The organism is Arthrobacter sp. Hor0625 (assembly GCF_052567525.1).
Genome location: NZ_CP199586.1, coordinates 3,022,161 through 3,035,717 on the forward strand (window position 1 = coordinate 3,022,161; position 13,557 = coordinate 3,035,717).

The 13,557-nt window shown below is 67.0% G+C and carries 11 protein-coding genes; 5 read left to right on the forward strand and 6 right to left on the reverse strand.

Annotated elements, in window-relative coordinates; all coding sequences use genetic code 11:
• Positions 1-343: 343 nt before the first annotated feature.
• Positions 344-1,423: an alkaline phosphatase family protein gene (locus ACTWLI_RS13925; protein ID WP_445154373.1), complete on the forward strand. Its 1,080-nt coding sequence runs from the start codon at positions 344-346 to the stop codon at positions 1,421-1,423.
• A 21-nt stretch (positions 1,424-1,444) separates the two neighbouring features.
• On the opposite strand, the gene ACTWLI_RS13930 is transcribed toward ACTWLI_RS13925, so the two are convergent.
• Both ACTWLI_RS13930 and ACTWLI_RS13935 read right to left on the reverse strand, forming a co-directional pair.
• Entirely contained in the window at positions 1,445-1,861 is a 417-nt protein-coding gene (locus ACTWLI_RS13930) for a serine acetyltransferase (protein ID WP_445154374.1), read from the reverse strand.
• Positions 1,862-1,956: 95 nt separating this feature from the next.
• Complete coding sequence (locus ACTWLI_RS13935) at positions 1,957-3,309, reverse strand: O-antigen ligase family protein (protein ID WP_445154375.1); 1,353 nt, start codon at positions 3,307-3,309, stop codon at positions 1,957-1,959.
• Between the two features lie 229 nt (positions 3,310-3,538).
• Between ACTWLI_RS13935 and ACTWLI_RS13940 the strand changes: the two genes are divergently transcribed.
• From ACTWLI_RS13940 to ACTWLI_RS13950, 3 genes are all read left to right on the forward strand, one after another.
• On the forward strand, positions 3,539-5,083 hold the full coding sequence (locus tag ACTWLI_RS13940) for a hypothetical protein (RefSeq protein ID WP_445154376.1): 1,545 nt from the start codon (positions 3,539-3,541) through the stop codon (positions 5,081-5,083).
• Positions 5,080-6,666 (forward strand): lipopolysaccharide biosynthesis protein, encoded by a 1,587-nt coding sequence (locus ACTWLI_RS13945; RefSeq protein WP_445154377.1) that lies wholly within the window; start codon positions 5,080-5,082, stop codon positions 6,664-6,666. The genes ACTWLI_RS13940 and ACTWLI_RS13945 overlap by 4 nt, the downstream gene beginning before the upstream one ends.
• A 100-nt stretch (positions 6,667-6,766) precedes the next feature.
• Complete coding sequence (locus ACTWLI_RS13950) at positions 6,767-7,615, forward strand: sulfotransferase domain-containing protein (protein WP_445154378.1); 849 nt, start codon at positions 6,767-6,769, stop codon at positions 7,613-7,615.
• 21 nt (positions 7,616-7,636) lie between these two features.
• On the opposite strand, the gene ACTWLI_RS13955 is transcribed toward ACTWLI_RS13950, so the two are convergent.
• On the reverse strand, positions 7,637-8,980 hold the full coding sequence (locus ACTWLI_RS13955) for a hypothetical protein (protein WP_445154379.1): 1,344 nt from the start codon (positions 8,978-8,980) through the stop codon (positions 7,637-7,639).
• A gap of 278 nt (positions 8,981-9,258) precedes the next feature.
• On the opposite strand from ACTWLI_RS13955, the gene ACTWLI_RS13960 reads away from it, so the two are divergent.
• Entirely contained in the window at positions 9,259-10,722 is a 1,464-nt protein-coding gene (locus ACTWLI_RS13960; protein ID WP_445154380.1) for a carbohydrate binding domain-containing protein, read from the forward strand.
• A 21-nt stretch (positions 10,723-10,743) separates the two neighbouring features.
• On the opposite strand, the gene ACTWLI_RS13965 is transcribed toward ACTWLI_RS13960, so the two are convergent.
• From ACTWLI_RS13965 to pssD, 3 genes are read right to left on the reverse strand one after another with little or no spacing between them, the layout of a single operon-like run.
• On the reverse strand, positions 10,744-11,652 hold the full coding sequence (locus ACTWLI_RS13965; protein WP_445156195.1) for a glycosyltransferase family 2 protein: 909 nt from the start codon (positions 11,650-11,652) through the stop codon (positions 10,744-10,746).
• A 5-nt stretch (positions 11,653-11,657) separates the two neighbouring features.
• A complete protein-coding gene (locus ACTWLI_RS13970) occupies positions 11,658-13,022 on the reverse strand; it encodes a hypothetical protein (RefSeq protein WP_445154381.1) in 1,365 nt (454 codons plus the stop codon).
• Complete coding sequence (gene pssD / locus ACTWLI_RS13975; protein WP_445154382.1) at positions 13,019-13,525, reverse strand: PssD/Cps14F family polysaccharide biosynthesis glycosyltransferase; 507 nt, start codon at positions 13,523-13,525, stop codon at positions 13,019-13,021. The genes ACTWLI_RS13970 and pssD overlap by 4 nt, the downstream gene beginning before the upstream one ends.
• Between the last annotated feature and the right edge of the window lie 32 nt (positions 13,526-13,557).

The following is a 13,557-nucleotide window of genomic DNA, read 5'->3' on the forward strand; positions in this document are numbered from 1 at the left end:
CTTACCGCCGAAGCGGCGCCACCTGAACGCTGCGGCAGGAGCTGCGCAGGAAGCCTTCGGACGCTGTACCGACCGCCTCGAGCGCCTTCCACCTGGGCATTCGTCGACAAGCCGGGTCCCGCTCCGCCGCCGGACTACCTATAGACCGGCAGGCAATCAGGTGCTACCTGTGGAGCCACCTACCGCAGCAGCAGCGAACCTAAGGAACGGAAACCAGATGAGGCCGTACCGCAGTACCTCCGCCCGAACGAATCCCAGGCATTCAGCCGGGTCCACGCCGAGGCCGGCTGCGGCGGCCGGCAGCACGCTCTCGGGCCGGTCCGCCGGCAAGACGCTCACGGGCATGGCCATGCTGGCCCTGGCCGCCCTCCTATCGGGCTGCGGCGGCCAGGTGGCCGGTGCCGGCCAGGGTGCGGGCGGTTCCTCCACGAGCGTTAGGGTGGCGACCAAGCCGGCCCACGTATTTGTCATCAATTTGGAAAACACGAGCTACAAGCGTGCCTGGGGCGAGTCATCACAGGCGCCGTACCTGTCCCGGACGCTGCGGGAACAGGGCGTTCTCCTGACCTCCTACTACGCTGTGGCGCCCAGCTCGTTGCCGAACTACATCGCCCAGATCTCCGGACAAGGCCCCAACCCCAAAACGATGAATGACTGCGCCGTCTTCCACGAGTTCACTCAAACCGGCACGGCGTCCTACGGCCAGCTTGCCGGCTTCGGCTGCGTCTATCCGGAAAGCGTGCAGACCGTTGCGGGGCAACTGAGCTCGGCGGGGCTGACCTGGAAGGGGTATATGGAAGATATGGGCACCCCGTGCCGGCACCCCGAGCTGAACGCCGCGGACAGCACCAAGAAGCCCCGGGTCGGTGACCAGTACGCCACCAGGCATAACCCGTTTGTCTACTTCGCCGCGATAACCGGATCCCCCGATTGTGCACGGAACGTCGTGGACCTGTCCGGGCTCACCGCTGACCTGAAGTCGGCGGACACCACCCCCAACCTCTCCTACATCACTCCCAATACGTGCAGCGACGGACACGATTCCCCGTGCGTCGACGGGACGGAGGGAGGTTTGGCCACAGCGGACGCATGGCTGAAGAAGTGGGTACCGGCAATCACTTCCTCACCGGCCTTCAAGACGGACGGGATGCTGGTCATCACCTTTGATGAGGGCGACAAGGAAGTCGGCGAGAACATCGACCGGGGGGCTCCGATGCAGGCAGTCTTCGGTCCCGGCGGAGGGAAGGTGGGTGCCCTGGTGATCTCGCCCTTCGTGCGTCCCAATACCTCGTCCGACACGCTCTACAACCACTACAGCCTGCTCGCCAGTATCGAGGACACCTTCTCCCTGGCGCATCTGGGAATGGCGGGGGTCTCCGGGTTGAACCACTTCGGCACGGACGTCTACAACGCCACCCGGTAGCGGCGGCGGCCGCCGGGCCGTTCAGGCGGAGTTCGACTCCGCCCGGACGGCCCGCGGCGGCCGCAGCACTGAGGGGTTCCCGATCGCCGTGAAGCCCGGCGGTACGTCGGTGGTGACGAGCGCGCCGGCGGCGATGCGGGCCCCCTTGCCGATGCGGATACCGCCGACGATGATCGCCCCGGCGCCGATCTCGACGTCGTCTTCGATCACCGGGCACGGGCCGGCAGAACCCTTGTTGCCGATGGTGACGTTCTGCCGGATGCCGACGTTGTTGCCGATCACGGTCCGGTCATTGATGACCAGGCCGACCCCGTGGTAGATGCGTACCCCGGAACCGACCCTGGTGCGCCAGGGGATCTCAACACCCAGCACCCACTCCACCAGCAGCCTGTAGGCTGCACCGACGACGACGGCGTGCGGCCGGGGGCGCCGGTTCAATGGCCTGCGGCTTGCGTGGGCAATCCGGTACAGAACCATGACGACCTGGCCCTTTGACTGCCCGCGGTTCGCCTTGATGTCGTTGCGCAGCTCGCTTAGAAGTTCGATGGGAACACCCCTATCCCCGGCGGCCGCGGCCCCCGTTTCAGTGCGCCTGCCTTTTGCAGGCCGATTGCTCCGGCGATCAGCATGAGTGCCAGGCCCGAGGCGAGCATGCCGTAGTAAAAAACCTCCACGACCGACACCAGCAGGACCGTGTTACAGGCCAGGCCCACCGGGTCCGAGAGCCGCAGTGTGTAGAAGAACATGACGACGAAGGTCAGCACGAAGAAGGCGGCCGCGAGGAAACCGTGGGAGTACAGCACCATCCAGATCTGGCCCTGGGTCCCTACGGAGGGCGCTCCGATGGTGACGGAGGGCCGCGGCGCCCCGAACCCGAAGACCGGAGACTTGAGCGTTTCGTTCAGGGCCTCGATATAGAGCGATTCCCGGTCCTCAGTGGTGCTGCTGACCCCGAGCCGGTTCTGCAGGCGTTCGGTGACGGGAAGGACCTGGACAATGATCGCCACCAGGATGCCCATGCCCAGCAGCGCGCCAAGGCCCTTCCGGTTTCCGGCCAGGGCCATCCGCATCGCGGCGTAGAGCAGGGCGATGCCGAGTCCCAGGAACATGCCCCGGTTGAGGGTCAGGAACGCCGGCACGAAGGACACCGGAATCGCCGCGAGCACCAGCCAGAAGCGGCGGCTCCTGCGGATCTGCCAGAGGTAGCCCACCACCAGGGGCAGAAGCAACGAATACGCGGCGCCCCAGTTGTTTGTGTACAGGAAGGGCGCGCTGGGGCGCGGGTCGATGTAGTTCCACGCGTCGGGGTTGAACTGCGTCAGCCGACGGATGGCCATCTGGTTCACCAGCTCGTTCCGCAACAACGATTGCGGCAGAACGTAGCTCAGCGGGGTGTGGATCACCACGGAGGGAAAGAGCAGCCCAAGATAGCCGCCAACCACGACGACGGCCCAGAAGACCGTCAGGCAGCCCAGAATGTATTGCACCTTCAAGTGCGCCCGGGCGTTGTAGACGTAAACGAAGATGACAGTCAGCGCCAGATAAAGCAGCAGCCGGTAAACGAAGCCGAGCATGCGTTCGGGTGAATCGATCGCAATGGAGGAACACGCCATCCAGAGCAGGAAGAGCATCCACACCGAAAACCCCTTGGGCACCCGCACCGAACGGAAACGCACCAGGTACAGGAACATGATGCCCCCGACGCCGATCCAAATGAGATCGCTGAGGCCGGCGAGCCACCACAAGGGGAAGCCAAGGAAGATGAGCGCAAACGGCCAGCGCGGCAGCTCGGCAGTGGCTCCGACGCGTTCCCGGTCCGGGCGCTGCACCGGACTCCTGCGCAGTACCGCGACGCCGGTTGTTCCGGCCGGGAAGTCCGTGTTCATGCCTGGCGTCCTTCGTGAAGGTATGGGGGCTCCTTGGCTATCGGCGTTCAGTATGGCAACCGGCACAAAGACTGCCAACGAGTAGTTCCCCCCTAGTACCTACCCCCAAATACCTATATGCCCCCGGGCGGGCGGACTATATCGTCGTGCCATCAGCCCCGGCCCGGCGCTGAGTCAGGTCTCCCTTTTGGGCGTATTGCCGGCGTTCTGCCGGCAGATTGAGGAACAAATGGACGAGAATTCTTCCGTCGGACTCGGTCACTACGCAGTAGTCTTGCGACGGCAATGGAAAACGATCGCGCTTGTCACCGTCCTGGGGGTCGGCGCCGCTGCTGCGTACCTCGGCCTGGTGCCGGGCTCCGTGACCGCCTCCACGGTCGTCAACCTCAACGTCATCACCACGGACCCCTTCAACCCTGCCAAGGCGAGCTCGGCACTGCTGGACGCCTCCACGGAGCAGCAGCTGGCAAGCTCCTACGTCGTGGCCCAGTCAGCGGCGTCCAGCCTGGCTAATGGCGACTCGGTGGCAGCGCTCCGGGCCGGAGTCAACGTCACCACGTTGGCCAACGGCACGACGATGGCCATCTCCTACACCTCAAGCAACGCGCAGAATGCCAGGGCGGGCGCGGATGCGCTGGCCAACTCGTACCTCGCCTACCGTCAGGGCCAGGCGGAGGAACGGAAGTCCAAACTCCGGGGCCAGCTCGAGCAGCAGCTGACCGGGCTGCAGAAGGCCCTTCCGCGCGCCGGCAGCAGCGCATCGTCCATCCTCGCGCAGATTGGCAGTGTCCAGTCGCAGTTGAACCAGCTGTCCCTCATCGACACGAGCGGCGGCACGGTGTTGAACCCGGCGGCACAGAACGAGGTGAGCGTTCAACCGCAGCCGACGACCGTGATGCTCACCGGCACGCTGGCTGCGTTTGTGGTGGGCCTGGTGCTTGCGTTTGCCGTCAACATGCTGGACCGCCGCGTCAGGGACTGGTTCGACGTCCGCGGGGCAGGCGCCGGCCCCCTCCTGGTCCGGTTCACGGCTTCCCGTGCGTCGATGCCCGCAGCCGGCACTGACCTTGACCAGTTCCGGGTGGTGCGTGAGCGGTTGCTGGCCAGCTCAAACAACCGGCTGCGCACCCTGACAGTCATCGACGAGACCCGCAACTCGAGGCCTTCGGATGTCGCTGCCAACCTGGCCGTCGTGCTGGCGGAGGCCGGAACCCGCGTGGAGCTCGTCCTGATGGGGGCCTCGGACGCACAGATGACCGTCCTGAAGACCGGGCTGCAGCTGAACAGCCATGCTGCCGGAACCGATGGCCGCATACTCCGTTCCGGCCTCGTCCAGTCCCTCACGGTCTTCCAGCCGCAACGCGGAAGGACCATCCTGGACGCCGACGAGTTCGTCACCGAGGCGGTCCGCCGGGAGCTCATCGGACGTGAATCCGGCCAGGTGATCATTCTGGCCCTGCCACCCTCCGCGCCGCATGCAAGCCGCCTGGCGGCCGGCCGGCTCTCCGACCTGGTGCTGCTCGTCGGGGAATGCCAGCGGACCCGGATCGATGCCCTGGCCTTGAACGCCGCTGAAATGAATGACGTGGAGGCCCAGCTCGCTGGAACCGTCCTGGTCCCCTCGGGGCGCAGGATCGTTGATCCTGAAAGCCCCGCCAAGGAGGCCCGGCACCGGGAAATCCTCAGCCTGCCCACAACGGGCGACAAGAAACCTGAATCCGAGGCGGTGCTCGCGGAGTCAGCACCCACGGCCGGAAGCCGCAAGTCGTCGTGAGCGTTACCGGGGAGAAACAGGTAGTTGACCGGGGGGCCTCCCCGCACAGCGCCGAACGGCGGCAGGCTGCCCGCGGCGGCGTGATCGGAATCTCGGGGGCTGCCATCGGCTCCGTCATGGGCTTTGCGCTGACCTTCATCCTGGCGCGCTCACTGGGCGAGGCGGGCTCCGGCGTCGTGCTGCAGACCATCGCTATCTTCACCATCGTCCTGGGACTGGCGAAAGCCGGCATGGATACCGCCGCGGTGTGGCTGCTCCCCCGCCTGCAGATCTCGGACCGGTCCACGCTCCGGGGCGCGACGATGGCCTTGCTCGTTCCCCCCGCCGTGGTCGGGAGCCTGCTCGCGCTGCTGCTGGCCGTGCTCGCTCCCCAGCTCGGCGCCGGGGGCGACGCCGACAGCCAACAGCTGGTGCAGGCGGTCCAGGGGGCAAGCTGGTTCCTTCCCGCGGCCGCCATCATGATGGTTGCGCTGGCCGCAACCCGCGCCTTGGGAAACATTGTGCCGTATGCGGCCATCGGCAACATCGGCCTCCCGGTGGCCCGGCCCTTGCTGGTGCTGGGGAGTCTGGGGCTCGGCGCCCTTGGCCTGGGCACCCTGCCGGTGCTGGCATCCATCGCCTGGGCTGCCCCGGCGGCAATCGCCATGGTGGCAGCCCTATTGATTCTGTGGCGTCGCGTCGGGGCGCACGAGCGGGGCGCAGGCAGCCACGGGCCGCTATGGCCTGCCCGTGAGCTCAACGTGCAGATCTGGAAGTTCGCGCTGCCCCGCTGGTTCTCCTCCGGGGTGGAACAGTCGATCATCTGGTTCGATGTTGTGCTGGTTGGCTTGATTGCCGGGGCGGGGGCGGCCGGCGTCTACGGTGCCGCCAGCCGGTTCGTCAGCGTGGGGCTCATCGTCGCCACCGCCATGAGGATGGTGGTGTCGCCGCGGTTCAGTGCCCTCCTCGGCGAGAACAAGACGCGGCTGGTCCAGGATCTCTACTCCACCACCGTCAGCTGGATTGTGCTGCTGGGGGCACCGGTCTACGCGCTGTTCATGTTCTTCGCCCCGACCGTCCTGGGCTGGCTGGGTTCCGGGTTTGAGAGCGGAAGCACGGCGCTGATCGTGCTGTGCGCTGGCGCCCTGACGTTCCTGATGGCCGGCAACGTGGACGCCCTACTCATGATGAGCGGCAGAAGCGGGTGGATGGCCGTTAACAAAGTCATCGTGCTGGTCCTGAACGTGCTTGGGAACCTGTGGCTGGTTCCACTCTGGGGCATCACGGGGGCGGCAGTGTCCTGGGCCTTCAGCCTGCTGCTGGACTCCGTGCTGGCTTCGGTGGAGAGCCGCATCTTCCTCGGCATCAAATTTGGCGCGCGGCAGGTCTTCTACGCCCTGTTCGTCGCCGGTGTCTGTGTTGTCCCGGTCAGCCTGCTGACCAGGGCGCTGATGGGCCAGTCAACGGCGGCCGTATTCGTAGCCGGGGCCACCAGCATGGCCGCCCTGGCCGCCTGGTGCTGGCTGGACAGGAAACGGCTCCACCTCGACGACCTTGCCCTCCTGTCCCGCAGCGGGCGGCGTGAAGCCCCGGCCGCGACGTAGGCCCCCCACCCAACCTTTTCGTGCCCAAACCACCCACTAGACGAATCAGGGAGCCGGAATGCTTGGACTTAGCGACATCAAAGACGTAGCACCCAGGTGGATGAAGGATGCCGGGGATGTCCTCACCCGGTCCTACGCGAAGGGGACCGTCGGAGCAAGGCCGGCGCCGGATTTCCTGATCGTGGGCACCAAGCGCGGCGGGACCACCTCCCTGTACAACTACCTACTGATGCACCCCGGGGTCCTCGGGCTTTTCCCCCAGGTACGCGGCAAGAAGAGTACCGACTACTTCTTCAAGGAACGCGGACGGGGCGAGCTCTGGTACCGCTCGCACTTCCACACGGAGGCGTACCGCGGTCTGTTGTCCCGGAAGCTGGGCTACCGTCCGCTGAGCGGTGAGGCGTCCCCGTATTACCTCTGGGACCCCCGGATCGCGATGCAGGCGCGCGCGGTCTCCCTCAACATCAAGGCGATCGCGCTGCTGCGGGACCCGGTTGAACGCGCCTACTCCCACTACCAGGAGAGAGTCCAGAACGGCGTCGAGCCCCTGGACTTTGAAGCGGCGCTCGCCGCCGAGGACACCAGGCTGGCGGGCGAGCTAGGGAAGATGGCGTCGGACTCCTGGTATTACAGCACCGCCCATGACTTCTACTCGTACCGGGCCAGGGGCGTGTACCTGCCGCAGGTGCAAAACTGGCACCGCGCGTTTCCGGAGGGTCAGCTGCTGGTCCTGCGCAGCGAGGACATGTACGACGACGTCCAAGGTGCCTTCGACCGGGTATGCGAGTTCCTCGGCCTCCCCCGCTTCGGCCTGCCGACCACCAAGACCTTCAACGCCAGCGCCCGGTCCAGGATGCCGGAGGCCGCCAGGGCAGAGCTCACCGCTTATTACGCCCCGCACAACAAGGCGCTGGCCGATTATCTGCAGCGGGAACCGCTCTGGCCCTAGCCGGCCCGTGGGGCCTGGGCGTCACGTCGCCGGGGCGGCCGGAGAGGCCTCAACGGAACCCCGCTCGTCCGGGGTTCCGAAGAGGCCGTGGGCAGCATCAAGGAGGCTGATCAACTCCGGCACCGTGATCCAGGAGGAGGCCCAGCCCCCATTGCGCACAGCCAGTGTCCAGGCCCGTTCGGCTACCACCATGGCGTAGACGCCCACGACCGCCGGCCAAGCGTCCCGGGAGAGGCCTGCCGCCTCGAAGAAGGACCTGGCGTCCGTCATGGCGCGGAGCAGGTTAGTTGCCACCGGGCCCTCGCCGCGCTCGCGCCTGACACTGAACATCCAATGCACTGCGTCCAGGCCTGCGATCGCATCGGGCTCGCACGACTCCCAGTCCCAACACCACAGGCGGCCGGCCGCATCCCGTGCCGTGTTCCAGGGAACAAGGTCACCGTGCCAGCGCTCGGCCACCGGCAGCACCGGATCCCGGCCACGCAACTGTTCGGCCAGGCGGTCCAGGGCCTGCGCCAACAGCGGCTCGGTCGCCGGATCAAGGCCGGCCAGCCGGCGCCCCAGCGCCTGGAAGTGGTCAGTGGAGGAGAGCCGGTCCACCCTGATGACCGGGCACAGGGCAAAGAGCTCCTGGGGGGTGGGGCCGTTAACGCGGCCGCGTACAGCGCGCACGTCCAGCGGCAGGGGCTCGGTCACCAGATAGGGAAAGGCGCCGTGGGTTCCGACGGCCAGCAGCGCCGGTGCCCGCACGGCCCCCGCTGACCCGCCGACGGCGCTCAAGGCGCCGATCTCCGTCCGGACAAACTCGCTGCTGCTCTCGTTCCAGGCCAGCTTGGCATACCCTGCCGGCTTTCCGGTGCCATCCACCAGTTGCAGCGTCGGCTTGCGGTTATCTCCCTCCCGGATACCGATGGAGGCAAACAACTCCCGGCCGGCACGGCCGGTAGCCGGAGAGCTGTCCCCCTCGGCCGTTCCGCTGTCCTGGAGCCTGGCCGCCACGGCGGCAAGCGGCATCGCTGGCTGCGCTCCGGGCACCTGCCCTGCGGGTTCCTGCACCGACAACTTGTCCAGGACCGGTCGTAGCCCCAGCCGTGCCAACGATCCCAGCAGGATCCGTGCCGTATTGATTTTGCCGCGGCGCAGCGAGCGGTACTGGAGCAGGCTGGCGGCGGTGACCTGCGGCGTCGCCAGCGGGATCAGCAGCTTCGCCCGGGAAGCGTTGGGAAGCACCCAATACGATTCGACCTCGCGCCACCCGTCGTCCGCAGAGGGGTTGAGGACAACACGGACCTGTCCGGTCGAGACGGGCAGGCGCCAGAGTTGCTCCACCAGCGTGTCCAGCGGTGACGTGCCTGTGCCGCTCACAATGCGTTGTCCACGCCACGGGTTTCTCATCATCGGTCCCTCCGCCAGTTCCCCCAGTACTGCCGCCTGCGGCATGTGGTCCCATTGTGCACGATATTGCATTCCGGTTATACGGGTAATTTGAGCCGCTGCCCGCGTAGCACCTGTGGGAATCCGTGACGAAGACTTGTACAGTCTCTTCACATCGACATGGCCGCTTTGACCTGATTCGAAAGTCCGGGTCGCAGCCGGGTCTCAGGTGCATCGTGATCGACGCCCTCGGGCGCAGGAGCAAGCCTATGAATCGCGTGACAGACACCGGGAACACCCCAGGGTCCGGTGCCGTCCTGCCCCTGTCCCGGGCAGACTCCGCGCACCGGAGCCGCCGCCGGCGGTTGGTCGCCGGCAGCTGCACGGCCCTGGCGATTGTCCTGGGTCTTGCCGAGGCCGGCTCTGTTCCGGTTGAGGCGGGCCCGGCAGAGCAGGTGGTTAACGGCGGGTTCGAAGCCGGCACCTCCGGCTGGCGGACCAATGACAGCAGTACCCAGGAGCTGGCCATCGTTAGCGGCGGCCACAGTGGCGGGCACGCCGTCGAGCTCACAACGAAGCGCACGCAGACAGCCGTCCTGAACGACGGACTCAATACCGTCAGAGCCACCAAAGCCGGAACGCGCTACAGCGTAAGCGCGTGGGTCCGTACCGACACCCCAGGCATATCAGGTCAGGTGCGGGTCCGCGAGGAACAGGGCGACGTCCCGCTCACCGGCTCAACCTTTCACCTGACGACCGATAGCTGGACGAAGATCGCCTTCGATGTCACGGCCGCCTATAACTGTTCGTCCATGGACCTGAACATCCTGGCGTGGGACCTGGCGCCGGGCCAGTCCCTCCAGGTGGATGACGTCTCCATGCAGGCGGTGGCTGCCGATACGCCGGCGCCCGCCCCTGCGCCGCCGTCGGGGACCGTCTTCGGCTCCAGCCTGGGACAATCGAGCTCCGGCGGGACGCGTGAAGAAGCCCTGGCGCGGGAGGAATGCCGGTTCGGTTCCCTGGGCACCGTCCGGCTCTTCGACGATGCGCTGCCGTCCAGCTGGTCATCGCTGGAAACGTTCAAGGGTAAGTCCCTGGTGATCTCCTTCCGTCCGCCGCCGGCGGACGTGCTGGCCGGCACCTACGATGAGGCCCTGCTGGCCTGGTTCAAGGCGGCCCCGCGGGACCAGGAAACGTACTGGTCCTACGTCCACGAACCCGAGGCCGAAATCGCCCGCGGCAAATTCACTGCGGCCGACTACCGCGCGGCCTGGCAGCACATTGCGCGGCTGGAGGACCAGGCCGGCAACGAGCACCTGCACTCCACCCTGATCCTCATGGGATGGACCGTGAACCCTGCCTCAAAGCTGGACTGGAAGGATTACTACCCGGGCGACAGCTACATCAACGTCCTGGCCTGGGACCCGTATAACGACGCCGGGAGCGTTGCCGGTCCCTCGACCTACCCGGACCCGGCCGCCGTCTTTGGAGACGTCGTTGCGGTCTCCAAGGCCGCGGGCAAGCCCTTCGGCATCGCCGAGACCGGTAGCCGGCTCATCCCTACTGACCCCGGCGGGGAGGGGCGGGCTGCGTGGCTTGCCAAGGTCGGTCAATACCTGAAGGACCAAAAGGCCCTTTTCGTGGCGTACTGGGACTCCGCGGTCGGTGTCGGCGACTACCGCCTGACGGACGCACCTTCGGCTGCGGCCTGGCGGAAACTGGTCAGCGGGTGATGCAACCGGGCCGCAGCGCTGCTAAATGCCGCGGCCCCGTTTGTGGAGTGCTTCCATCACCCGTCCCGGCGTCACCATCCCGCAGGCGACGGCGGCGGCCAGCGGCACGCGCGGCTCCAGTGGGTTGCGTTGGGCTGCCGATGCGGCCCAGCGCAACGCCATCCGCCGCTCCCCCATGGCCGCGTGCGCGAACGCCAACTGGCCCCTGATCCGGGCAGAGCCGGCGGGCACCGTATCGAATTCCGGGTACTTTTCCAGAATCCACGACAGGCCGTCACACATCGTTTGCCAGCGGCGGAAGAAGAAGGACTGGCTACCCCACCTGACCGTCGCCGACACCCTCCTGACGTGGGCAATCGGAGCGCTGCGGGAGGCCCTCAACAGGAACTCGTAGTCTTCGCCGAAGCCGCCCGGGACTGCCTCGTCGACCAGGCCGAAGCCCTCCAGGACGGCAGAGCGCCGCATCATGAATGTTGAGGGATGGAGTTCGGTGTGGCGGTCGCGCAGCAGGTCCGGGAAACTGATCCAGGACTTGCCCAGCGGCCGCTCGTGGATCTGACCGTCGTAGGAGACCGCAATATCGCAGGTCACGAACTCAGTGCCGGGATTGTCCGCCAGCAGCCCCACCTGCGCTTCGACCTTGTGGGGCAGCCAGAGATCGTCGTCGTCGCAGAACGCGATGAACTCCCCCGTGGCTGCCTCGATGCCGCTGTTGCGGGCACCGGCAAGTCCCGGCTTCCGCACGTTGGTCAGAACCCGCACGCTGCGGGACTCGGATTCCTCGACCAGGGAGTAGTCCGGCTCCGACTGGTCAAAAACGACCAGGATCTCGATGAACCCGGCGTAGGTCTGCGCCATGACGGCGTTGATCGCCTGGCGCAGCATCTCCGGACGGTCCCTCGTGGCAATGATGGCGGTGACCCGGTCCATGGCGGTCACCACCCGGTTCCCGCTGTGGCTGCACCGGCGCCCGCTCCTGCGCCCCTGCCGGGCGCGGCGGCACCGCCAGGTCCGACGCCGCTGCGGGGGTCGGCCAGGGCGTGGCATGCCACGGCGTGCACCGGCTGGGGGGCGCGGCCCACCGTGCCGGCCGCCCCATCACCGGAGCCGGGCAGTCCTAACCGGGCCCAGCACGCCGAGACGGCGTGCCGGTCGCGGACGGCTGTCGGCGACAGGCTGGCCCGCGGGATGCTGTGGCGGCTCAGGGCCCGTGCCGCCCGTAGGGCGGCGAGCCGGGACGGTTTGTCCTGCCCGGCTGCCGTCCGCGCCGAGGTCCAGGACGTGGCGGCTAGGGAGAGCTCGAGGAAACGCAGGTCGATCTCGCGGTTATGGCTCAGTGCGTAGGCCAGCATAGGGTCCTCTGCGCTGTCGACCAGGACGTCCGCGCCGGAAACATCCCTGGCGGCGGCATAGACCGCCTGGTAGTACCCGCTGTACCGGGCCAGCTGCTGTCGGCCCTGCAGCCTTCCGGCCAGCACCGCCGGCCCCAGGTAGCGTGCCGGGGTGGCGGCGCCGGCCAGCCTGCTCAAACCGGCGACATCGACTTCGTCCCACCCCCCGAAGGCGGTCTTCCCGACCGCGCGCCAGAACGTGCACTCATGAAAGGGCAGGCCACAACTGCAATCCTCATTGTCGATGATGCCGCGCTGCCAGAGCCGCCGCGTGTCGCCCAGGAAAGCCACCGAGGCAAGGCCCCCGGCAGTTTCCAGCAGGGTGTCGACGGAGCCGGACGGTGCGGCGACATACAGGACGACCGGGGCTCCGGCGGAGGCGCTGTTCGCCGAGGTCCGGCGCTTGTGCAGCAATGCGGCCAACTTCCGCGCGGCCTCGTCGGCGCCGAAGGTCTCTGCCTCCATCAGGCGGCGGGTCCCCGCCTTGTCTCCGGCAGCCGCGGCCACGCGGGCATCCAGTTCCTGCGCCGATTCCACGCAGATGGCGAGGTCCCGCCCGTCTGCCCAGCGCGAAAACCGCTGCTGATGGTCATCGACATGTTCCCCGTGGCGGGGATCCCGGGGAAACACCAGCGGCAGGTGACTGGCTTTTCGCGCCTCTGAAAGCGTGGCAGGGCCTCCGTGGATGATGACGACGTCGCTGGTTTCCAGCAAGGTGGCCAGTTCCGTGGGCGAGATGAAGGCCCGGCCGGAGGCAGTTCGCGGCGGAGCGCTGTGGCCGTACTGGACGATCACCCGGTCGGCGGGATTGGCTTCCGCCCATTTGTCTGCCCAGTCGATGATTCTCTGGAACGGATGGCAGTCGGTTCCCACCAGTACCGCGATCGTCCTGGCTGCTCTGCTCGTCACAGGAGCCTCCCCAGCAGCTGGGCTCCCCGGTACAGGCCGAGTTGTTCCCGCCATTGGACCAGCATGAGGTCCGAGAAGGGACGGCAGAGCCGGCCGGTCAGAGTGGGGCTCTCGACCCGGTCGTACACCTCGATATAGACGGTCGCGATGCCCATGGCCCGGGCCACGACGAAGAAGGGGAAAGCGCTGCCGGCGCCGGTGGAGACGACCACGGTGGGGCGGAAGCGGCGGATCACGAGATAGGCAAGCCGGGCGTTTCGGAGCAGGTTCGGGATATTGCGTGTCGTGGGCGAGTAGGCCCATGACACGTCGGTCTCCGCTTCGAGGTTCGACTTCGCATCCTCGGTGGGAAAGGTGACCCATGCCCGCTCGTGCGCCGACCACCAGGGCCGCAGCGACATCAACTGCGCCAGGTGGCCGCCGCTGGAACCTACCAGCAGGATTCGCTCCGGGCCCGGCGATGCGGCTGTCCGGCCGTCCGGGAAACCTAGGTCTGATGTCATTGCTTTAAATCCTCCCCAATTAGTGATACGTG

What these genes read in the sequence shown, in the direction of transcription:
- pssD (WP_445154382.1), bottom strand. Translation starts at nt 13,525, where the DNA reads ATGACATCAGACCTAGGTTTCCCGGACGGCCGGACAGCCGCATCGCCG.
- ACTWLI_RS13950 (WP_445154378.1), top strand. Translation starts at nt 6,767, where the DNA reads ATGAAGGATGCCGGGGATGTCCTCACCCGGTCCTACGCGAAGGGGACC.
- ACTWLI_RS13960 (WP_445154380.1), top strand. Translation starts at nt 9,259, where the DNA reads ATGAATCGCGTGACAGACACCGGGAACACCCCAGGGTCCGGTGCCGTC.
- ACTWLI_RS13935 (WP_445154375.1), bottom strand. Translation starts at nt 3,309, where the DNA reads ATGAACACGGACTTCCCGGCCGGAACAACCGGCGTCGCGGTACTGCGC.
- ACTWLI_RS13940 (WP_445154376.1), top strand. Translation starts at nt 3,539, where the DNA reads ATGGACGAGAATTCTTCCGTCGGACTCGGTCACTACGCAGTAGTCTTG.
- ACTWLI_RS13925 (WP_445154373.1), top strand. Translation starts at nt 344, where the DNA reads ATGGCCATGCTGGCCCTGGCCGCCCTCCTATCGGGCTGCGGCGGCCAG.
- ACTWLI_RS13965 (WP_445156195.1), bottom strand. Translation starts at nt 11,652, where the DNA reads ATGGACCGGGTCACCGCCATCATTGCCACGAGGGACCGTCCGGAGATG.